The following is a 22,574-nucleotide window of genomic DNA, read 5'->3' as shown; positions in this document are numbered from 1 at the left end:
GAATGACATTGCAACAAAATTATAACAAATAAGAAACTGTAAACACAGTGTGTCTTAAGACGTTAAGAATAAGAATAACGTTTTGTAAATACAATAATATCATAAAATGCTTACTTCCTTCACCTATTTTTTGATATGTAAAAAATATCAATGCATAAATCAAATGTATGGTAAAGTATTCGCAAAGTAGGCATATTGGATATGTCTGAGATAAGATTATAATCAATAACTTAAGTAACTTTATTTTTGTTAATTTTATTTTAAGTGGTTGTTATTTATGCGGCAAATAGAAACCTACTTTTTCGGAAAGCTAAATCAATCTCGTGATTTTATTGTTTCTGAAAATCTCCAAGCTAACGATAAAAATTTTTGGGATGGATGGTTTAGTCGTTGCGCCAACCAAGATAAGTTAATTCCATTTACCCGAAAGGTGCTTTTTGCATCCCGCATTTGGCTGTTTGGTATTAAACTGCCTGATAGCATTACCTATATTGGTATAACCGCCCTTAGCTCAGATCAAACTGGTAGACAATATCCTTTTGTATTATTTCAAAAGCTTTACACCCTTTCCGAACAGTTAAACTCTTTTAATTTTTTTTACAAAAATGTAGATTTTTTTAACCAAACATTAATCAACGGTAAATGTTTTATAACAAATTGCTTAGGTACGCTTCATAAACCTGACCATCCATTATCCGAGTCTTTCCTCAATTTTTTATCTAAATCAGATAATATCGGCAGCTTTTGGATAGAATGTGAAAGTGGTAACCATATAGAAAGAGACGGGGAACCGACATGTTCTCTGTTCAATAAAATATTTGGATTATAAGTAGATGAGTACATTTCCCCTATGGGCTGAACCAATTTCCGCAGACATCCCTGAAGGAGTAAATATTGAATACGATAGCCGCTTTTTAGAGCTTCAAAGCGCTGCCGAAGGAAAACCGGAACGTCAATATGGTGACACCATCATCCCTGCGGAAGAACCTGATTGGGCTACAGTAGAGAAGCTATGCAATCAACTGCTGGCTGAATCAAAAGACCTCCATGTTTTAGCCTATTACACACAGGCTCTTACCGCAAAACACGGGCTGGTTGGCTTTTGCGCCGGCTGCGAAGCCATCAAAACCAATGTGGATTTATATTGGAAATCCCTATATCCCAAACTCGAAGATGAGGACGGCGAATCCGACCCGTTTTATCGAATCAATGCATTAAGTGCGTTCACGACACTTGATGGCATCGCCAAAGAAGTATTTTCAGCTAAATTATTAGTAAACGGACTGACCCAACAGCCTATTACCGTTAAAGAAGCAGTTTCTGTCTTGCAAGGCAATGACCCTCAAAGTTATCCGGGCGGCAAAGAACGTTTGATGCTCGATATCAGGGTAAGTGCCGATACCGGCAAACCGGAATTGATTGCCTTAATCCAGGCATTAGACCATCTGAAAGATATTCAAAACACTTTCTCGACCCAGCTGCAAGACGAACACTCACTCAATTTTGAAGTGATTCAAAAACCGCTTACCCTGATCCACAAAGCCATCAATTACAACGATGGAAGTACACCGCAGCTGCAACATGCTAAACAAACGGAACAACCCGCTGAAACGCCCGTTTCGACCGTTGCTCAAGAGCAATCGACCCTTCAAGAAGCGGATGCATGGCGTCGTCTGAATATCAAAAATCGGGCTGATGTCGATTTGGCTTTGGAAAAAATCTGCATTTACTTTGAAACGCTGGAACCCAGCCACCCTGCCCCACTATTTATCCGTAGGGTACAGCGACAAATGAATATGAACTTCTACGACATCATGAAAGATATTAGTCCTGAAAGCATTGCCAATCTGGAAGTTTTGATCGGTAAGCCTGACGAAGAAACTGGAACCTCCAACGAATAAGGTAGTCTACCCGCAATAGTGAAGTTCGTTTAAATAAACAACTTTTATCATTTAAAGGTCATTGAATATGTCACGAAACAAATCATCCGGACAAAAATTTATTGCCCGCAACCGGGCCCCTCGCGTACAGATTGAGTACGATGTAGAACTTTACGGCTCTGAGAAAAAAATTGAGCTTCCATTCGTTATGGGTGTAATGGCAGATTTGGTCGGCAAACCTGTGGAGCCACTGCCCGAATTGGCCGAACGCAAATTTTTGGAAATTGACGTAGATAATTTCGATGAGCGTATGAAAGCCCTCAAACCTCGTGTGGCATTTAATGTAAAAAATACGCTTACCGGTGAAGGCAATCTGAATGTAGAGCTTGAATTGGAAAGCATGGATGATTTCTCTCCGGCAGCAATCGCCAAAAAGGTAGGTCCTTTAAAGGAACTCCTACAAGCTCGCACAGAGCTTGCCAACCTGCTTTCATATATGGATGGTAAGAGTGGTGCTGAAGAATTAATCGGAAAAGTCTTGGGAGACAGCGAGCTGCTGAAAAGCCTTGCAGCTGCGCCTAAAGCGGCTTCCAAAGACGAGCAGTAATTTCAGATGAAATCAATAAAGTGAGCGTGAATCATGACTGAAAAGCAATTAGATATCCAAGGGGATAGCGGCGCAAAAAGCGTATTCGCCGCGAATGAATTTGAAAAGCTACTGCAAAAAGAATTCAAACCTAAAACCGAAGAAGCTAAAAGTGCCGTAAACAATGCTGTGGCAACTCTTGCCCAACAGGCCTTGCAAAATGCCATTACTATTTCAGACGACACTTATCAAACTATCGAAGCAATTATTGCCGAGCTCGACAGAAAACTCTCCGAACAGATCAATCTGATTCTACATCATGAAGATTTCCAAAAACTGGAAGGCGAATGGCGCGGTCTGCATCATTTGGTTACAAATACCGAAACTGATACTTTGTTGAAAATCAAGGTATTGCCAATCTCCAAAAAAGAAGTTGCCCGCAACTTAAAACGCTTCAAAGGCACTGCTTGGGACCAAAGCCCCCTATTCAAACGTATTTATGAAGAAGAATATGGTCAATTTGGTGGCGAACCTTTTGGCTGTTTGATTGGCGACTACTATTTTGACCACTCTGCACCCGATGTAGAAATGCTCAATAGTCTTGAAAAAATTGCTGCCGCCGCACACTGCCCATTCATTGCCGGCGCATCTCCCAAATTAATGCAGATGGAGTCTTGGCAGGAATTGGCCAATCCTCGTGATTTAAGCAAAATTTTCCAAAATGCCGAGTATGCCCCATGGCGCAGCCTGCGTGATTCCGAAGATTCGCGTTATATCGGTTTGGCCCTGCCACGTTTCTTATCCCGTCTGCCTTACGGTGCCACGACAAATCCTGTCGATGAGTTTGACTTCGAAGAAGAAACTGAAGGCGCGGATCACAACAAATACACATGGGCCAATGCGGCTTATGCAATGGCGGTAAATATTAACCGTTCATTCAAATATTATGGTTGGTGTACCTCAATCCGCGGCGTGGAATCCGGCGGTATCGTTGAAAACCTTCCCTGCCACACATTCCCGACGGATGACGGCGGCGTGGATATGAAATGTCCAACCGAAATCGCCATCAGCGACCGCCGCGAGGCCGAATTGGCAGCATTGGGATTCATGCCGTTGATTCACCGTAAAAATACCGACTTGGCTGCGTTTATTGGTGCTCAATCGCTGCATAAACCGTCTGAATATTATGATCCAGATGCCACGGCTAACGCCCGCTTGTCTGCGCGTCTGCCTTACCTGTTTGCGTGCTGCCGTTTCGCCCACTATCTGAAATGTATCGTACGCGACAAGGTCGGTTCATTCCGCGAGCGTGAAGACATGGAACGTTGGTTAAACGAATGGATTATGAATTATGTAGATGGAGACCCAATTAACTCCACTCAAGAAACAAAAGCCCGTAAACCGTTGGCTGCTGCTGAAGTGGTTGTGGAAGAAGTTGAAGACAATCCTGGATATTACACTTCCAAATTCTTCCTACGTCCGCACTACCAACTCGAAGGCCTTACTGTTTCATTGCGCTTGGTTTCCAAACTGCCTTCGGCTAAACAGGAATAGTCGGGTTTGGTTCATTTAGGTGGGCATGTTCATGCCCTGTTGTAGAATCCCTTAATTTTTCAACCTTTTAACAAGGAGAGTAAAAACATGGCTATCGATATGTTCATGAAAGTTGAAGGTGTTAACGGCGAATCAAAAGATTCCAACCACAAAAACTGGACCAACATCGAAAGTTTCGACTGGGGTGCCGAGCAACCCGGTTCGATGACCAGCGGTGGTGGCGGTGGTGCCGGTAAAGTCAAGTTCAATGACTTGACCGTAGTTGCCGCTATTGACAAAGCCGCTCCGACCATTCTGAAAAACTGTGCTACCGGCCAACACTTGAGTAAAGTAGAAATTTCCGTATGCAAAGCCGGTGGCGAGCAGATTGAATATTCACGCACTACTTTGGAAGATGTCTTGGTAACCGGCGTGAAATTCATCGGCGTACAAGACAACGATGCGCTGAAAATGCGTTACTCATTCCAAGCTGCCAAAGTGAAAAACCAATATTGGGAACAAACCGATAAAGGTTCTAAAGGCGCTGAAGTTCAAATGGCCTTCAACATCAAAGAAAACAAATCCGCATAACCACTATGCGCATTTAACTGCAGAAGCCTGGCTTAAAAGGCGTTTTAAGTCAGGCTTTATTTACAATAAATTTACTTTTCAGACGACCTCTATCTTCCTGAAAAGTTAATCGGGTTTCGACTATTACACACTTTAGACAAACAAATAAGGAGTTGCTGGGATGGATTTGAAGACTAAATTAACGGACATGATTGAGCTTGTACGTTCAAATCCTGACAATCAGGAACATCGTTTGGCATTGATTCAATATCTCTGTCTGGGTGCCAAATGGGAACAGGCCCTAAAGCAAATCGGGCAATACCAAAAACTTTTTCCCGATACTCAAAAGCCCCTGATGCTCTACCTTATTGAAAACATTTCTGCCGAAATGCGTCGCCAGGCAGTCTTAGAAACACAGCAAAAACCCAAAACTCTGGAACAACACGCAAGTAAACTCGATATTCTTCAAAAACAACTCTCTTTAGTTGCTCATGTTGCAGAGAAAAAAAGCTCTGCCCTCACTGCCGACTACGAAGCCTTATCCGACTGTATCGACGGTACGCCGGCACACATCACTTATCTTCTGGCAGATAAATCAGTTGCCGAAACCGACAGCAACTGGATTATGGATGGCGACGTACGTACTGCTTTTGTTTATGAATTCTTCTATCAAGGCCACTACTATTGGCAAACTTGGGACTCTATTGAAAGTATAGCTTTCAAAGCACCAAGCTCGTTGCTCGACATCATCTGGAGGTCGTCTGAAATCAAATTTACCGACGGCGAATGTATCCAATGTACCAGTCCTGCCCGCTATACCGTTTTGCCGGATGCAGAAACCGAATGGTCGGATATGTTGATGAACTGTTCGCAAACAGACTGGATAGAAGTAACCGAACAGCTCTTTACAGGCATGGGTCAAAAAACCCTGTATACCGACAGCCATGATTTTGGTCTCTTGGATATTCGCAATATCAAATTCGGACAACAGCGTTAAACCTTACCCATCCTCCGACTAACGCAATCAATCATGTCGCAATTCAGAAACCAACTGCTGCCTTCTTTGTTTGACAGACTGACAGATAAAGAGCCGCGCAAAAAAAAAGAGGCACGCCCCGATCAGGTCATCAATCTTGACCAATATCGGCAGGCAGTGCTGCGCGATATTCTTTACCTGCTGAATACCTACAACATGCAAGCGGAGGCCATGGAGAAAGATCTGCCTGTCAATGTGCGCTCGTCCACACTAAATTATGGCATTCCGCCTCTGTCGGGAGTGAATTTCTCCGACATAGAATGGCAGGATGTAGAACAAAATATCAAACAAGCCATCATCGATTTCGAACCACGCCTTGAAAGCAAAACCCTGCAAGTTATCGTAAATACCGTAGACGATGATGACGATGCTTTACACAACAAACTCATTATTGAAATCAAAGGTTACCTGAAACTCAATCCTTATCCCAAAGAGTTCCTGTTGAGAACCAGTATGGATGTTGAGACAGGATTGTTTGACTTATTAGATGGGGGAAATAGGTCTTGAATAATAAATTATTGTCTTACTACAATAAAGAACTGACCTTCCTGAAGGAAATGGGCAGGGAATTTGCACAGCAATACCCAAAAATCGCCTCCCGCTTGGCACTTGATACAACCGACATCCCCGACCCATATGTCGAAAGGTTATTGGAAGGTGTAAGCTTTCTCACTGCACGCACCCAGCTCAAGCTGGATGCGGAATATCCCCGTTTCGTACAAAGAATCTTAGAAGTCGTTTACCCTGACTTCATCAATCAGAAACCGGCGGCAGCTATTGTCAATTTGGAACCTACCGGTCAATACAACGCCGACGTTATCAATCTGCTGGAACGTGGCAGAGTATTACGTTCATTGCCTATCGACGAATTCAAAGTAAGTTGCCCGTTTTCCGTAACCAAAACCACTGAAATCCTACCGTTACGCATAGAAAAAGCCAAATATACCGATTCGCTCGGTTATTTACCAAGCACACTCCCTGCGCTCAAAGCATCTGCCGGAAAAAAAGTGCAATCTGCTTTGCGTTTGGACTTCTCGCTCAGCGTACCTGGCGCATGTTCGGAAATGTTGCCGGATGAATTATCAGTGTTTTTAGGTACGGAACTTTCTAAGTCATCTGCACTGCTGTTTTTGCTGGCCTCAGAATGCGTAAGCGTCGTTTGCCACAGTTATGAGAATCCCAAACAATGGTATTACCCGTTGTCCTCCAAACCGGAACATCGGGGATTTCGGGAAGATGAAGCCTTATCGTTTAATTTGGACAAATCCGTCAGTGCATTCCGGATTATGCAGGAATACGCGCGTCTGCCGGAAAAATTCCTGTTTATCGCTCAAAAAGAAATCAAACAGGCTGTCCGTCAGGCTGAGAATGACGGACATTTACCCAAAGTACCCGAACATTTGGAAGAAATCGTAAACGATAAGGGCGTCAATAAAAAAATCATTACTTACCGCAAACGCTATTTCAGTCTTTCATTTTTATTCAGCAACAAAATACCTGAATTGACAGAACTGATCGGCGTAGAGGATTTTTCTGTCAATGCGGTGCCGGTGGTGAATCTATTTAGAAAAAAAAGCTCCCGCTTTCCTGTAAATATCCAAGATCAGGAACACCACGTCATCATCGACCGTACGCAGCCTTTGAATTATGAAGTCTACGCCATCGAACAAGTAAAAGGCTTCGACACCAACAACCGTCAAACCGTTGCATTTTCGCCGATGTACAAAGCGCCGGATATGGGACTCTTCCCCGAAGCCCAAACTCAGCATGCTTATTTTTCAGCACGGCGTGCAGACAGAGTTCCATCGGAAAATTCTGTCAAAAATGGCTTCCGTTCTTCCTACTTAGGCAGCGAAGTGTTTTTGTCTCTGGCCGACAATCGGGATTACGCCTTCAATTCCGGCATACAACATCTTTCCGTAGATGCTTGGTGTACCAGCAGGGATTTGCCACTGATGATGCCGCGAGACGGAGAGTCTGATTTCCTGATTGAAGGTTTCCTGCCGGTTAACTCTATTAAGCTGATTTCTAAGTTAACACGTCCTCAAGCGGCTGTGAGTGAGGATCGAACGCTTTGGTCTTTTTTAAACCAATTAAGCTTGAACTATCTGTCATTATTAAACATCGACCAAGAAGATGCACCCGTCACCTTAAAAGAGCTTTTAATGGTGTTTATTTCTTCCGAAAATGATTTGCTGAAAAAACAGATTGAGTCGATTACACGTGTTGAGACTTCCACCGTGAACAAGGTAGTCCGTCATTACGGAGTTGCGGCGCCTGTTCGAGGCATCAAAATCACGGTTACGCTGGATGAAGCGCAATTGGGCGGTATCCATCCCTTCCTGTTCGGCTCAGTTTTAAACCATTACTTCCAACGTTTGGTGTCGATTAACTCATTCATACAGCTTCAAATTGACACACTCCAACAAGGACATATGGCTACTTGGCCGACTGCTGTTGGAGAGAGGGTAATCGTATGAGCCCAATCAACGCTCAAACAGATTTTAGCGACTCATTGGACGATATGTGGGATGAAAAACTGACTGGCTTTTTAAATAAAATCACCTCCCAGCCCTATAAATACGATTATTTTTCACTCTTGCGCCAGCTTGAATCCGTCAAATTTGTTACTGGCGGAAAATTATTAGGCAAAGCCGTCAGCCCGAAAATGGAAAAAATAAGGATTCGCCAAGAGCCATCACTTATTTTTGCTCCTCGCAACATCCAGTCGGTTGCCCTATCGCCGCGTTATGTGGAAATTTCCATCAACGGATTCGGTTTGTTCGGACCATCAGGTCCCCTGCCTTTGCATTTGACCGAATATGCCTATGAGCGCCAACATCAACACGGCGACCGAGCATGGACCGGTTTTGCCAATATGTTGCAACACCGTTTGGCTGTCTTGTTCTATCGGGCATGGGCCAACGCTCAAAGCATTACTTCTTTAGACAAAAATGCTGAAGACCGTTTTGGGAAATATATCGCCAGCTTTAACGGGCTGGATACACCGACCATACATAATAAAGGCTTAATCCACGAATTTGCCAAACGTTATTTTGCCGGTCTGTTGATGAAGCAAAGTCGTTCGGCAGCCAATCTTCAACAACTGCTCAACCGTTATTTCAAAGTCCCCGTTACCATTCAAACCAATGTCGGGTATTGGGTTGAGGTTGCAGAAGAAAAAACACAAATCGGAATCATGGGTAACTATACGCTGGGAGATGGCTTGCTGCTGGGTGACAAGCTTTACGATGTTCAAAGTAAATTCCGCATCATCATCGGCCCACTTACCCTACCCGCTTACCGATCATTCTTCAAAGACGGCATCAATACCGCCCGCTTACGAGAGTGGGTAAGACTGTTTGCCACAGATGAATATGAATGGGATATACAGCCTGTTTTAATGCAAAAAGAAGTACCGCTCATGGACTTAGGCGGACAAACACAACTCGGCTTAACAACTTGGCTGGGGAATGTTTCCCGTGATGCCGGAGACTTGATCGTCAGCAACCATTAAACAGCCTTTTCAGACGACCCCTTTGTTAGGAAAAGCTTCTTTCAAACTATTTTTAGACATACTTGGAATAACTTAATTTAAGGACACATCATGTCAAACATCAGCCGCAGCGTATTATTTGGCAAGTTGAATACCACCTTGTATAAAACTCTGGAAAATGCCTACACCTTCTGCCGTCTTCGTGAAAACAGTTACGTTGAGTTGGTTCACTGGCTTCATTCTCTGTTGCAAACCGAGAAAACCGACATCTTCTGTCTGATCAACAGTTTTAATTTAGACGAAGCCAGAGTCCGCAAAGATGTATTGACAGCGGTTGAAAAACTTCCTGCCGGCTCGACTGCTGTCATCGATTTTTCCGAACATATCCAAACCCTTGTCGAGCAAACTTGGACATACAGCTCGCTCAAATTCGGTACCGACAAAATCCGTACTGCTCATATTTTCTACACCATTCTGGAAAATAAAACTTTGCAGAGTATTGTAGCCAATATTTCCTCTGAGTTTCTCAAAATCAAACCAGAAACATTGGCGAACAATATCATCGCTATTACTGCGAACTCTGAAGAAAATCTCGGTGTTACCCAAAACGCCTTATCTTCGGAGCCTAATGCTACCCACAAAGAAAGTGCCTTGGCCAAATACGGCAGCAATCTCACTGAAAAGGCGAAGAATGGCGAAATAGATCACCTTACCGGTCGCGATGCCGAAATCAGACAAATGATCGACATCCTGATGCGCCGCCGTCAAAACAATCCTATTCTCACAGGTGAAGCCGGAGTCGGTAAGACAGCCGTAGTCGAAGCATTGGCATTGCGTTTGGCTACTGGAGATGTTCCGCCCGGATTGAAAGACGTTCAATTAATCCTGCTGGATATCGGTTTGCTCAAAGCAGGTGCCAGCGTCAGCGGAGAATTTGAATCACGTCTCAGAGCAGTGATGGATGAAGTGGAATCCAGCCCGATTCCCATTGTGCTCTTTATCGACGAAATCCATACCTTGATTGGTGCAGGCGGTGCAGCCGGCACGGGCGATGCAGCCAACCTACTCAAACCTGCACTGGCCCGAGGCAAACTCCGTACCATCGGCGCAACAACATGGGCAGAGTACAAAAAATACTTTGAAAAAGACCCTGCCTTAACCCGTCGTTTCCAAGTAGTGCAAGTGGATGAGCCGGACGAAAACAAAGCCATCGACATGCTTAGGGCATTGAATGCTTCTTTGGAAAAACACCATAACGTGATTATTCTCGATGAAGCAATTCAGGCAGCCGTAAAGCTTTCCCACCGCTACATCCCTGCACGCCAACTTCCCGATAAAGCTGTCGGCTTGATTGATACTGCCTGCGCGCGAGTTGCAGTCAGCCAGCATGCTGTGCCCGGCAGTATCGAGTTTCTGCGCAAGAAATCCGAAGCATTAAAGCTTGAACAAGCAAATTTGGAACGTGAGAAAAAACTCAGTTTCGATTCTGAAACACGGATAACCAATATCGGCAAAGAATTAACTGAAGTTGAAGGTCATCTGAAAAAATTAGAAGACAGATGGAAATCTGAAACAGACTTGGTTACCGAATTATTAGATGTGCGTGAACAAATCATGCATGCGGAAGAAGGAACGGCTGAGAAAGAAACCAAGCAGCTGTACACCCGCCAAAAAGAGTTGGTTAATAAACTGAAAAAACTGCAAGGTATCCAACCGCTGGTTATGCCCTTAGTTGACAGCCGTACCGTTGCCGACGTTGTGGCTGATTGGACAGGTATTCCCGTTGGTAAAATGATGAAAGATGAAGTTGAGACTGTCTTGCAACTTGCCGACACTCTAAACAAACGCATCATTGGCCAACGTCATGGTTTGGATGCAATCGCCCGTCGTATCCAAACATCACGTGCGAATCTGGATAACCCTAACAAACCTATCGGCGTTTTCTTGTTGGCAGGTCCTTCCGGCGTGGGCAAAACCGAAACAGCATTGGCTTTGGCTGATACATTGTACGGCGGTGAACAAAACGTAATTACCATCAATATGAGTGAATATCAGGAAGCTCATACCGTATCCACCCTGAAAGGCGCGCCTCCGGGCTATGTCGGTTATGGTGAAGGTGGCGTACTGACCGAAGCCGTACGACGCAAACCTTATAGCGTTATCTTGCTTGATGAAGTAGAGAAAGCACATCCGGATGTGCACGAAATCTTCTTCCAAGTATTTGACAAAGGCTGGATGGAAGACGGTGAAGGTCGTTATATCGATTTCAAAAACACCATCATTATCCTGACTACCAATGTAGGGACGGACTTGATTATGGATATGTGTGACGACCCTGAAATGCTGCCTACTCCGGAAGGTTTAACCAAAGCCTTGCGTGTTCCTATGTTGAAAACCTTCCCTGCCGCGCTATTAGGCCGTATGCAAGTGATTCCTTACTATCCGCTATCTGACGATATGCTCTCAAAAATTGTGGAATTGCAATTAGGCCGTATTGTAGATCGAATTAAAAACAACCACGGTATCGACCTGCACTACACGCCTGAAGTGCTAAAACTGATTACTTCGCGCTGCACAGAAGTAGAGTCAGGTGGCCGTATGATTGATGCAATCCTGACCAACACGGTTCTACCGCAAATCAGTCGTGAACTGCTTACCTCTGCAACTCAAGGCAAACAAATTTTAAGCGTAAATATTGATGCAAGTAATCATGACTTTACTTATCAATATAAATATAAACTTCGTAAGAAAAATGCTTTATAATTTTAGATAAAATTAACAAAATTTAGTATTTCTAATCAATTAGAACAAACCTATTTATTTCCCTAGTAGTCATATATTGTATGACTGATTTAAATATTTGTTGTCAGACCTAATCAATATTGATGGACTTGAAGGCAATTAAAATGCATAAACAACTAATAAAATATATATCATTCTTAATGATATCCTTAATGGTAAGCTCATGTGCTTCCGACCATAAACCCCCTAAAGAATCTGATGAGAGTGGGGAAGAAATTGATGTACAAATCATAGTTTCTCCTGATGTGAATCCTAATATAGTTGGTCAACCTTCTCCCATCAGGCTGGATTTATATCAGTTGTCTTCTGATGGAGAGTTCAAAAAATCAAACTATTTTGAACTTACCAACAATGCCAAAGAAAATTTAGGTGAGAAGTTAATCCAGCAGAACCAATTCATGCTGCATCCTGATACGGTTACCATATTGCCGATTAAAATGGATTCGCACCTGAAATATCTAGGCGTAGTCGCAAGTTATCGAGATTTGAATAACAGTCAATGGAAATTGGTATTATTGAAGCAGAAGAAACAATGGTATCAATTTGGTAAACATTATTTCTATGTAAACGTTGGTAAAAATAAATTAACCCAATTATCAAAGTTAGAAATGGAGGATATGTTAAAGAAATATAAAGAGCGGCACCCTGACGATAAAAAAATTAAAGAAAATGGAGAAGTACGCAAATACGGCAGCGACCTTAGTAAGGGCATTTTCCGTGAAGAAAAATAATAACTAAAAAATTAAGGATGAAGGCATGGCAATGGAAGCAAAAGTAGTATGGTCAGAGGGTATCTTTATTACTCCTCAACATTTCCAGCAATTTGAACGTTATCTTGAATCCGGCTTACGCCAATTAACCGTTTCTCAAGGGGGTCATTTTTGGGGATTCTCTTCGCTGGTATTAAATTCAGACAGCCTCAAACGAGGGGTAATTAGTATTAATGAAGCAGAAGGGGTTTTTCCCGATGGCTCTGTATTTTTGTTCTCGCAAAAACAGCTCGAAAATCTGACTCTAAAAGTTCCTGCAAATATTAAAGACACCAAAATCTGCCTAGCTGTTACTCTGCCTTCTTCTGTAAATAATGAGATTTATTTTCCAAATCAGGACTCTTCAGACTCATGTCGCTACAAAGCCTTTAATAAAACTCTAGCAGACACTACAAATACTGAATTAGATGGTCGTCAGGTAACACTGGCAGATCTTAATCCGATGTTAGTTTTAGAAAACGACTTAACCAGCGGACAAACTGCCCTGCCCATTGCTCTCATCCGTTCCAGCTCTGCGGACTTTGAAATCATTCTGGACGAATCATATATTCCGCCTTGTCTCGGAAGTCAAAAGCAACAGCATCTAAAGGCTTATATTTCAGAGATCTATGGTTTATTGATGCAAAAAAGCAATAGCTTGGCTAATGCTGTGAATGATCCTAATACCGGCGGCTCTGTTGAAGTTATGGACTTCATGATGCTTCAAACCATTAATCGATATTTGGCATATTTGCATCACGAAAATGAAGGCGCACGACAAACACACCCTGAACAATTATTTATTAATTTATCCAAACTATGTGCTGATTTAATGACCTTCCTGCCTTCTCGCAAAGTAGGTGATATCCCAGTATATAAGCATAATGACCTAGCCTCATGTTTCGGTAAGTTATTTTTCAATTTACGTAAATCATTATCTATCGTACTTGAACAACGAGCGATTAGGATTCCGCTTGATATGCGTGATGAAGCGACTCGCGTTGCTCAAACACCAGACCAAAGTTTACTGGACAAAGCTTCATTTGTTCTTGCGATTAAAGCCGATATGCCGAACGAAGCATTGCGCCAAAAAATTCCTAGTGTAGTAAAAATAGGTACCGTGGAAAAAGTAAAAGAATTGGTTGCTTACCACCTGCCTGGAATTAGGGTGCACGCTTTATCTGTTGCACCAAGAGAATTGCCATACCACAGCGGTTATGTCTATTTTGAATTGGACAAAAAGCACGAGTTGTGGGACATGTTTGATACTTCATCAGGCATGGCCTTCCATTTAGCCGGTAATTTCCCGAATTTAGATGTTGAATTTTGGGCAATTAAGTCTTTAAGTTAATTTGGTTTAATTTGGAATTTCATTATGGATAACCAGAATAATGCTGCACACGGCATCGCAAATATTTATAACCCTTTGATTGAGGCTGCCAAACCGGTTTTTATCTTAGTCAATGCGATGCAACAAACTACCAGTCAATTGTCTACTGACAGTTTGATCAACAAATTTTCTATCCTAATCAATAATTTTGAAGAAAATGCTGAAAAAAATGGAGCAAGGTATGACGCTATTCAGGCCGCAAAATACTGCCTATGTACTTTCGTAGATGAATTAGCTGTTCGTGCGGGTTGGGCAGATCAAACTTGGTCCAAAAACAGCCTGCTAGTATCTTTCTATGACGAAACATGGGGAGGAGAGCGTTTTTTTGAGATTATTCAAAATCTAAAGCAGGATCCGGATAAAAATATTGATTTATTAGAGTTCATGTACTTATGTTTGCAATTTGGCTATAAAGGCAAGTATCAAGTATTAAACAGTGGCGAACTCGAAATTGACAAAATTAAAAGAGACTTGCTTGCCTCAATCCATAGCAAAAGACCAGATCAAACTGCTGCTCTTTTCAAACACAATCCAATCATTACAAATACCATCCAGAGAAAACAGAGACTTACTATTCCTTTATGGGTAGTAGGTGTTTTAGGGGCTGTCGTCTTAGGAGTAAGCTACTTTGCCATGCAATGGTCTTTAGGTGATGATTTTGATACTGCCAGTACAAAAGTCAACAATCTCAAACTTCCTCCGGTCACAGCCAAACAGCAAAAAACACAAGGCACTATACGGTTACGGCCTTTATTGGAAAATGAAATTGCTAGAAACCTAGTCTCGGTGGAGGACTTCCAAGATAGAAGTACGGTTACTATTTTAGGTGATGGTCTTTTTGAGTCTGGCTCCGCACAAATCCAAGACCAATATTACCCTGTCTTGGCTAGAGTCAGCCAAGCTTTGGATAGCGTAGAAGGACAAATCGTAGTTACTGGATATACTGACAACAAACCTATTCAAAGCTTGAACTTCCCATCTAACTGGCATCTCTCTCAGGCTCGGGCAGATGCAGTAAAAGAAATTTTATTGAATTACATCAAAAATGGTGGAACACGTATTCGTTCCGAAGGACGTGGCTCGACCGATCCTGTTGCACCAAATAATACTTTGGAAAATAGAGCTAAAAACCGAAGAGTTGAAATAACCCTATTCACAACGGGAACCGGTCCTAAACTGGGGAGAGCAGCGGAAGTAAAAACCAATACTTCAACTACTCAGCCAAACAGTGATGTAAATACACATCAATAATCTGAAATTGGATTGATACGGAAAAACAAATATGAAAAAAACTCTTTATTTTCTAGGCTCCCGTTCTTTATGGGTAATGTTGGGTATCGCCGGTCTGATTATATTGGTATGGTTTATCGGCCCACTTATTTCCATAGGTGAAATTCGTCCCTTAGAAAGTAAGGTCATTCGCCTTGCTGTGTGTGTTGCCATTGTCAGCATTTGGTTGGCTAAAGCTATATTTCGCCAATATCGTGAGTCACGCCGCAACGCTGCCTTACTGAAGGAAATTCGCGCAGCGCAAGAACCCATCTTGAAAAATGCAGGCGATGTTAGCTCAATGAGCCGTCAGTTTGCTGAAATGGATAAAATACTGAAAAACGCTAAATTCTCCAAATCTAAAAATAGTTTATTGGCGAGATTGGAAGAAGGTCAGTATCTTTATCAAATGCCGTGGTATGTTGTTTTAGGTGCTGCCGGCTCTGGTAAAACAACAGCGTTAAAACGTTCCGGTCTCAACTTCCCCCTAGAAAGCACTTTAGGAACATCTGTAAGTGGCTTGGCAGGAACGCGTGATTGCGATTGGTTTTTATCGGATGAAATTGTACTTCTCGATACTGCAGGCAGATTGTCGTTACATGACAACCACAGTAATAAAGACTCCAGCGACTGGGAAGAATTTGTATCCCTTCTGAAGCGTTACCGTCCCAAACAACCTATTAACGGTGTATTGGTTACCGTAGGAGTAGATGACCTTTTGGGAGGTAAAACCAATATCCCCGAAATTTCTGCAGAGCTTCGCAAAAGAATCCATGAGATGCATACTAAATTAGGTATACATTTCCCCGTTTATCTCATGATAACCAAACTGGATTTACTGCATGGTTTTGACAAATTCTTTGATCATCTGACTGAAGAACAAAGAAATCAATATCTGGGAATTTCTCTTTCTGATACGGAAGGGACGGAAACTCCTATTGCCACTGCTTCCAACGCTTTATCGGAAGTTGTAGATAAATTGCGCTCCTCTATGTTGGGCACTATTCACCAATTGGAATCTTCTGAAGATAAAGCCGCAGCTTTTGCTTTTCCTGAAGAATTTGAACGTCTTAATCAGGCGGTACTTTCTCTATTCAAAGAGTTATCTAAATCTTCGAAATTTGAGCAACCTATTTCATGGAGAGGTGTTTATTTTTCAAGCGGCACCCAAACAGGGCAACATTTCAATCCTATCTTGGATGGCTTGCAAAATGATTTCCAATTATCGAAAAAATACTTGGATTCGGATCGAACCAAAACTCAAAACAACGAGCGAAGTTTTTTCCTGAACAGACTTTTTTCTGACGTTATCCTAAGTGAAGCAAACTTGGCAGGAGAAAATAAATCATGGTTTGTTAAAAAACAAATGCTCTATTGGTTAGGCATTGGAGCTATTGTTGCCATAATTGCCGCTTGCTTGGCCATGATGCTAAACAGTTACTCAAATAATCGCTCATATCTTGAGCAAGTTGGCGATAAAGCAACCAAATTAAGCCAAGAAGCGAAAAAATACACTGAAGCTCCCAATCTACTCGAAGCGGTAACATTTGCAGAACATGTCAAAGATACGACCGGCAGTAAAGAGATTCTGGATCTCTCTTCCCCTCCTCTTAGCTATCGCATAGGGCTTTACCAAGGCAGGCAAATGAAAGACGTTGGAGAATCTGCCTACCGCAGAATCCTTCAAGACAACGTGATGCCTTTAATCAGCTTTAAATTAGATGAACTTCTGCGTACAACCAGCGGCTCAGTCGGAGTTAATGGCTACAATGCTTTAAAAGCTTATCTGATGATGTATGACAAAGAACATTTTGATGCCGCTTTTATGCAAAACTGGCTGATGACTAATTTGTCTGAAGCAGAATCTTCAGGCATGAGCAACCAACAGAAAAAATCTGTTGAAAAAGCTTTACACCAGATTCTTTCCAAGCAAAGCATTACTCCTAGCGCACCCTATGATGAAGCATTGGTTGAACGTCGTAGGCAAGAAATTGCCCAAAGAGATATTGCAACTATGGTGCTGGAGGATACCATCAATACTGTTACTCTCTCAGGCCAAGAAGGAATCACACCTGTTTCTCTTTCAAGTATGGGCGGTGTGCAAAGCCACTTATTGTTCCGTCGTAAAACTGGTAGAGCTTTAAAAGAGCCTATTGACTTCATTTATACCAAAGAAGCCTACATTACCAAAGTATTACCTGCTATGGTTAAATCGGCAGAACAATTTTTTAATGAAGATAACTGGGTATTGGGTGGCTATGCCTCACAAAGCCAAAGTAAAGCTACTGTTCTTTCTGATGCTCAAAAGCTTTATTTCAACAATTACATCAAGGCATGGAATAACTATTTGTCTGATTTGTCATTGGTTGTACCTAAATCATCTCGAGAAAGTATTCAGATTGCCAAACTTTTGTCAGAGAAAAATTCGCCCTTGGTTAACATTATCAAAGGTATCAGTGACAACACGACGCTTACCATTGATAAAAAGATAACCGATAAAGCAGACAGTAAAATTGCCGACTGGTTAAATAGAGCAGGTCTGTCAAAGCTTTTAGACACTGAAGGAGAGGCCAATGAGAAAGATGAATTGGCTGCTTTGAAACTGGCCACTCCTGTTGATGATGCTTTTGCAGATTTTCATAGCTTAACTGAAACCACAAACGATCAACCTCCGGCTATTAACAGCGTTACTGAAGCCATTAATGATCTGTACGTTTATTTGGTTGCTGTTAATGTTGCAGTTGAAAAAGGCGTAGATTTACCTCCTGATGATCCGTTTGTGAAATACAAAGCTGAAGTAAACCGGCTTCCTATGCCTTTCCGCCCAATGTTAGACAGTTTTTCTGAGATTATTTTGAACAACACTGACAAGATTGTCGATGAAAAACTTATGTCCACCTTGGAAAAACAGTTGGCAACCGTAACAAACAGTTGCCAAGAAATACATCAACAGGGTTACCCTTTTGATAGAGGATCTGAGACCAATGTTGCCTTGGAAAGCTTTAGCAATATATTTGGTCCAAACGGCATGTACAGCAAGTTTACCAATTTGTCAGGGGAGGCCGCCATATTGGCGCGTTCAGAAAAACTGGAAACATTAGCGGCCAAAAACAGCGCATTTAAAGAGCGTTTTTCCAAACTTAACGACATTGCAACAATCCGACAAGGATATTTCGACAAAGGATCTGAAACACCTACTTTTGGCTTTACAATCAAGGTCTTGCTCCTTGATCCCAGCCTGGAAAGTGTGAATGTTTCTTATGCAGGGAAAAGCTATGTATACAGTCATGGCCCAGTCAATCCTGCAACCTTTACCTGGCCCTCAAAAGAAGAAAATGCCTTGGCAAGAATCGATGTTTCCTCTCCGCAAATTAATAGTGCGGGTATCAGCTCAACCGGGCCATGGTCAATATTCCGTCTGATTGAAAAAGGAAAAATCATTCGTCAAACAGGAAACAATACCGTTGTCGAATACAACATTCAGGGCAAAAACGTTGTGCTTGAATTTACTACTTCTACAGCCTTCAATCCCTTTAATTTAAATAAATTAAGGAATTTTCAGTGCATTTGAAGGTCGTAGTGCGAATGTAAGCAGGTCGTCTGAAATCACATATTCCAACAAGTTTCTGCCACAGTCCTGTGTGTGATTGAAAAATAGAAAGTCTGACATTGAAGCGAAATTGGTTTTTAATGTAAACAAGGAATTTCCCGAAATGAATAGAACAGTCGTTGCTCATACACCTTTGGGATTACAACTATTATTCAAAAAAATGCTTGGAACAGAATTCGTTTCAAACCTTTTTGAATTTAATATCACTTTAGTTTCCAAAGATTCCAATTTACAAGGCAAAGATATTATCGGACAACCAATAACATTGGAAATTGATACAGAAGCAAGCAGTCCGCGTTATTTGAACGGTTTGGTGACTGACTTCGGCTATATCTGCGAAGATGAAGACGAAGAAGACTATCATGCCTACACCTGCACAGCTCGTCCGTTTATGTGGTATCTCACCCAAAATACCGACAGCAGAGTATTTGTCGATAAATCCGTTCTAGATATTGCCAATGAAGTCTTATCTCCCTTCGGATTCCCCTTTCAGGTTAAATGCCAAAAAAGCTATCGTACAAGGGGCTTTTGTGTTCAATATCAGGAAAACAGTTTTGACTTCCTGAGCCGCCTATTTGAACAGGAAGGCATCTACTATTACTTTACCCACAGCAACGGTTCGCACGAGCTGGTTATTGCTGATGATGTCGGTATTCTGGAAGCCATCTCTTCTCCTAACATTCCTTACCATTCCAAAAATACTGCACCCGGAGCACCCAACATCGCCTATATCGATGTTTGGGAGGAACGTGATGCCCTGAAATCCAGCCAGTTCGTGACTCAGGAATACAATTATAAAAACGCCAAAGTCCCGATGAAATCTTCTGACTCGGTTCACGATTTCAGTTCTGTCCCGATGGAGCATTATGATTTTTATACCGGCTTTAGCGATGTTTCCGAAGCGCAAAATTACAGTCAGGTACGCAGTGAAGATTTGAAAAGCCAAACTAAGATCATTACCGGTTCAGGTACTGCATTGACGGTGGCTCCGGGTTATACGTTTACCCTGAGTAAGCACCCGCATTCATCATCCAATACCGAATACACCATTCTGAAAGCAGATTATGATTTTGAAGAAGCCGGCTATACTACCGGCGATCGTATCGGAAAATTCAGAATTTCATTCCGCGTATTGCCCAAATCCTACCCATACCGCCCTCCCCTTAAAACGCCAAAACCCAAAGTTTTGGGCACACAAGCGGCGACGGTAACGGGTCCTGCCGGAGAAGAGGTTTATACCAACGAGTATGGCGATATTAAAGTGCAATTCCATTGGGACCGCTACGGTAAAATGGATGAAAACAGCTCCAACTGGGTTCGGGTAACGCAAGGTTCTGCCGGTGCGGGATACGGTTCTATCAACACCCCGCGTATCGGTGAAGAAGTGCTGGTCGACTTCATCAACGGCGATGCCGACCGACCGATTGTATTGGGTCGTCTGTACAACAGCGCAATGTCGCCACCATGGGGCTTTCCTGCCGCGGCCAAACAGTCCGGTATCAAAAGTAAAAGTTTTAATTCACCACTGGCCAACTTCAATGAACTGATGTTCAACGATACTGCCGGTTCCGAGATGGTCAATTTCCAAGCGCAAAAAGACCTGACCTCACTGGTTAAAAATAACGAAACCCGCAACGTTAACAACGACCGTACCACCACAATCGGTAACAACGAAACCGTTACAGTAGTAGGCGATCGGGCGAAAACCGTCCAAAAAAACGAAACGGCTTCAATTACCCAAAACCGCACAAAATCGGTGGGTCAAAACGAGACCTCCAGCATTACCAAAAACCAAAGCATTAGTGTAGGAGACAATCAAAGTACCAGCGTAGGTAAAGACCAAAGCGTCAACGTGGGTAAAAATCGCAGCCGTTCTGTCGGTTTGAACGAGAAAGTAGGCATAGGACAGAGCCAAGCGTTGACTATCGGACAGGATCAGAACGTTGCTGTCGGCAAAAACCAAGCTCTGACCGTCGGTGCCAACCGCAACAAGACCGTTGTAGCCAACGAAGTCAGCAGTATCGGCGGCAACAGACAGGAAACCGTCAGCCTGAATGGCATGAACAATGTCGGTATCGGACAGATGACCAACATCGGTGCAGGCTATATGTTGAACGTCGGTGCAGGCTGGATGACCAATGTTGTCGGCGCAGAAATGCATAGCGTCGGTTTGGTGATGGGTCTCAACGCCGGTATGAACATCGGTCTCAACGCCGGTCGAAACATCACCCTGTCCGCAGGCAAGAAAATTACCATACAAGTCGGTAATTCTATGATTTTGATTGATAAAAACAAAATCAGCATCGTCAGCAAATCGATCAAGATCGTCGGTACGAAGGAAGTGGATATCGATGGCAAAAAAGTCGATATCAACTAGAGAAGATGCGCCATGTTTGAGTTGCAGAACTTTACCTGCTTTCATACGCAGCAGTTTAAAAACATCGACCAAACAGATCGGGCTTATGATGTAGTCGTTGCCAAAGTCAGCTACGAGTTTGAAATTGACCCGGAAACAGGAAAAACGGAGTTTGCGTTTGCCCGTACGCAAACGCCGCTCACGTTTGCCGATACCTATTACGGCGATCCTTCGCAAACCTCGACTCAGTTTGAAAGCGACTTCAGCCTCTACAAACCCAAAACCGACTTGGTCGTCAATGCAACTGCCTACGCACCCGACGATGTTCCCTCTCGGCAATTTGCCGTATCCGTAAGTATCGGCGATTACCAAAAAAGCCTGGCGCTTACTGGAGAGCGTTACTGGGTGCGGGAGGCGGCAGGATGGTCTTTGAGCGAACCCGACCCCATCCTTTCCCTACCTATCCGCTATGAGTTTGCCTTTGGCGGCAGCGCAGTCGAAGACGACCACACAGGCTATCAGCAGAACGCCATCGGTATCGGCTACTATCCGAAGGCCGAACTCAAAAAAAACGGGTTCAAGCGGACGCTGAAAGCTCATCAAATCTACGACCCTGCACACCCGGTGCGCGATCCGTCCGATAAGGCCGAGCCCGAAGGCTTCGGCTTTATACCCCGTTATTTCGCACTGCGTGCCCAACATACCGGTACTGCCGATGAGCAATGGATAGCCAACCGCGCTCCGCTACTGCCTGAAGATTTTTCTATGGCCTATTGGAACGGCGCCCATCCCTCGCTGCAACTTCCCCATCTGAAACCTAACCATATTTACGAACTGACCTTTACCGGCATGGTGCATTCCTTCCAAGCCCCCAACCAACGCTTTACCGTTGATTTGCCGGTAGAAACGGTGTTCGTCCACGCCCATACGGCAACTAACTCGTCATTGTGCAAAGATATGGTATTGGACACCATACTTGTCGATGTGGAACAACGCCGCATTGATTGCAGCTACCGCACATCTTTTCCAGAGGAACTGGAAATTGCGGCATGCCAGCTCAGATTCATCGCCCGACACGAACGAGCAGATCAAATCGCGGCCGCTCAAGACTGTCGGGATTCTCAGGATGAATTTATCCCAATCCCGCCATCTTTGGCAGCACACATATAAACCACGCATAGGTTGTCTGAAACTCCAAACCCTCATTCGCCCAGCTTTCAGACGACCCCATCCCCAACAGGAGCAAGCCGCCATGGCATTCAATAAAATCGCCCGTAAAAGCAGTGACTTCAGGATC

16 protein-coding genes are annotated in these 22,574 nt (G+C 43.2%); all 16 read left to right on the top strand.

Annotated features, from left to right (window positions below; translation table 11 throughout):
- Positions 1–277: 277 nt before the first annotated feature.
- The 16 genes from tagF (at position 278) to Q3O12_RS01125 (ending at position 22,447) form a co-directional block, all read left to right on the top strand.
- Positions 278–829, top strand: a complete 552-nt coding sequence (gene tagF / locus Q3O12_RS01200) for a type VI secretion system-associated protein TagF (RefSeq protein ID WP_081462523.1) — start codon at positions 278–280, stop codon at positions 827–829.
- A gap of 4 nt (positions 830–833) precedes the next feature.
- Positions 834–1,901 carry a type VI secretion system protein TssA gene (gene tssA, locus Q3O12_RS01195; RefSeq protein WP_301668948.1) on the top strand — a complete coding sequence of 356 codons (1,068 nt, stop codon included), beginning with the start codon at positions 834–836 and terminating at the stop codon, positions 1,899–1,901.
- A 67-nt stretch (positions 1,902–1,968) separates the two neighbouring features.
- Positions 1,969–2,487: a type VI secretion system contractile sheath small subunit gene (tssB, locus tag Q3O12_RS01190; protein ID WP_025457418.1), complete on the top strand. Its 519-nt coding sequence runs from the start codon at positions 1,969–1,971 to the stop codon at positions 2,485–2,487.
- A gap of 33 nt (positions 2,488–2,520) precedes the next feature.
- Positions 2,521–4,020, top strand: a complete 1,500-nt coding sequence (tssC, locus tag Q3O12_RS01185) for a type VI secretion system contractile sheath large subunit (protein WP_118778765.1) — start codon at positions 2,521–2,523, stop codon at positions 4,018–4,020.
- A gap of 87 nt (positions 4,021–4,107) precedes the next feature.
- Entirely contained in the window at positions 4,108–4,590 is a 483-nt protein-coding gene (locus Q3O12_RS01180) for an Hcp family type VI secretion system effector (RefSeq protein WP_025457420.1), read from the top strand.
- A 160-nt stretch (positions 4,591–4,750) separates the two neighbouring features.
- Entirely contained in the window at positions 4,751–5,566 is an 816-nt protein-coding gene (locus tag Q3O12_RS01175; RefSeq protein WP_025457421.1) for a type VI secretion system accessory protein TagJ, read from the top strand.
- Between the two features lie 33 nt (positions 5,567–5,599).
- A complete protein-coding gene (gene tssE / locus Q3O12_RS01170) occupies positions 5,600–6,112 on the top strand; it encodes a type VI secretion system baseplate subunit TssE (RefSeq protein WP_118778764.1) in 513 nt (170 codons plus the stop codon).
- A complete protein-coding gene (locus Q3O12_RS01165) occupies positions 6,109–8,085 on the top strand; it encodes a type VI secretion system baseplate subunit TssF (protein ID WP_118778763.1) in 1,977 nt (658 codons plus the stop codon). Before tssE ends, Q3O12_RS01165 begins: the two co-directional genes overlap by 4 nt.
- Positions 8,082–9,122, top strand: a complete 1,041-nt coding sequence (gene tssG, locus Q3O12_RS01160) for a type VI secretion system baseplate subunit TssG (RefSeq protein WP_118778762.1) — start codon at positions 8,082–8,084, stop codon at positions 9,120–9,122. The genes Q3O12_RS01165 and tssG overlap by 4 nt, the downstream gene beginning before the upstream one ends.
- Positions 9,123–9,212: 90 nt before the next feature.
- On the top strand, positions 9,213–11,864 hold the full coding sequence (tssH, locus tag Q3O12_RS01155; protein WP_301668947.1) for a type VI secretion system ATPase TssH: 2,652 nt from the start codon (positions 9,213–9,215) through the stop codon (positions 11,862–11,864).
- Between the two features lie 143 nt (positions 11,865–12,007).
- Positions 12,008–12,634 carry a type VI secretion system lipoprotein TssJ gene (gene tssJ, locus Q3O12_RS01150; protein ID WP_025457426.1) on the top strand — a complete coding sequence of 209 codons (627 nt, stop codon included), beginning with the start codon at positions 12,008–12,010 and terminating at the stop codon, positions 12,632–12,634.
- Positions 12,635–12,659: 25 nt separating this feature from the next.
- On the top strand, positions 12,660–14,003 hold the full coding sequence (gene tssK, locus Q3O12_RS01145) for a type VI secretion system baseplate subunit TssK (protein WP_107863900.1): 1,344 nt from the start codon (positions 12,660–12,662) through the stop codon (positions 14,001–14,003).
- A gap of 24 nt (positions 14,004–14,027) precedes the next feature.
- Positions 14,028–15,293 (top strand): type VI secretion system protein TssL, long form, encoded by a 1,266-nt coding sequence (gene tssL / locus Q3O12_RS01140; protein WP_025457428.1) that lies wholly within the window; start codon positions 14,028–14,030, stop codon positions 15,291–15,293.
- Between the two features lie 31 nt (positions 15,294–15,324).
- The gene (gene tssM / locus Q3O12_RS01135) at positions 15,325–18,882 is read left to right on the top strand and encodes a type VI secretion system membrane subunit TssM (protein WP_301668945.1); all 3,558 of its coding nucleotides are present in this window, start codon (positions 15,325–15,327) and stop codon (positions 18,880–18,882) included.
- A gap of 142 nt (positions 18,883–19,024) precedes the next feature.
- On the top strand, positions 19,025–21,298 hold the full coding sequence (locus Q3O12_RS01130) for a type VI secretion system Vgr family protein (RefSeq protein WP_301668944.1): 2,274 nt from the start codon (positions 19,025–19,027) through the stop codon (positions 21,296–21,298).
- A 12-nt stretch (positions 21,299–21,310) separates the two neighbouring features.
- Positions 21,311–22,447: a DUF2169 family type VI secretion system accessory protein gene (locus tag Q3O12_RS01125; RefSeq protein ID WP_211709854.1), complete on the top strand. Its 1,137-nt coding sequence runs from the start codon at positions 21,311–21,313 to the stop codon at positions 22,445–22,447.
- The last annotated feature ends 127 nt before the right edge of the window (positions 22,448–22,574 follow it).

It is taken from the genome of Neisseria benedictiae (assembly GCF_958267435.1).
Classification (GTDB): domain Bacteria; phylum Pseudomonadota; class Gammaproteobacteria; order Burkholderiales; family Neisseriaceae; genus Neisseria; species Neisseria bergeri.
Note: the sequence above shows the minus strand (reverse complement) of the source record. Positions and strands in the feature narration are given on the sequence as shown.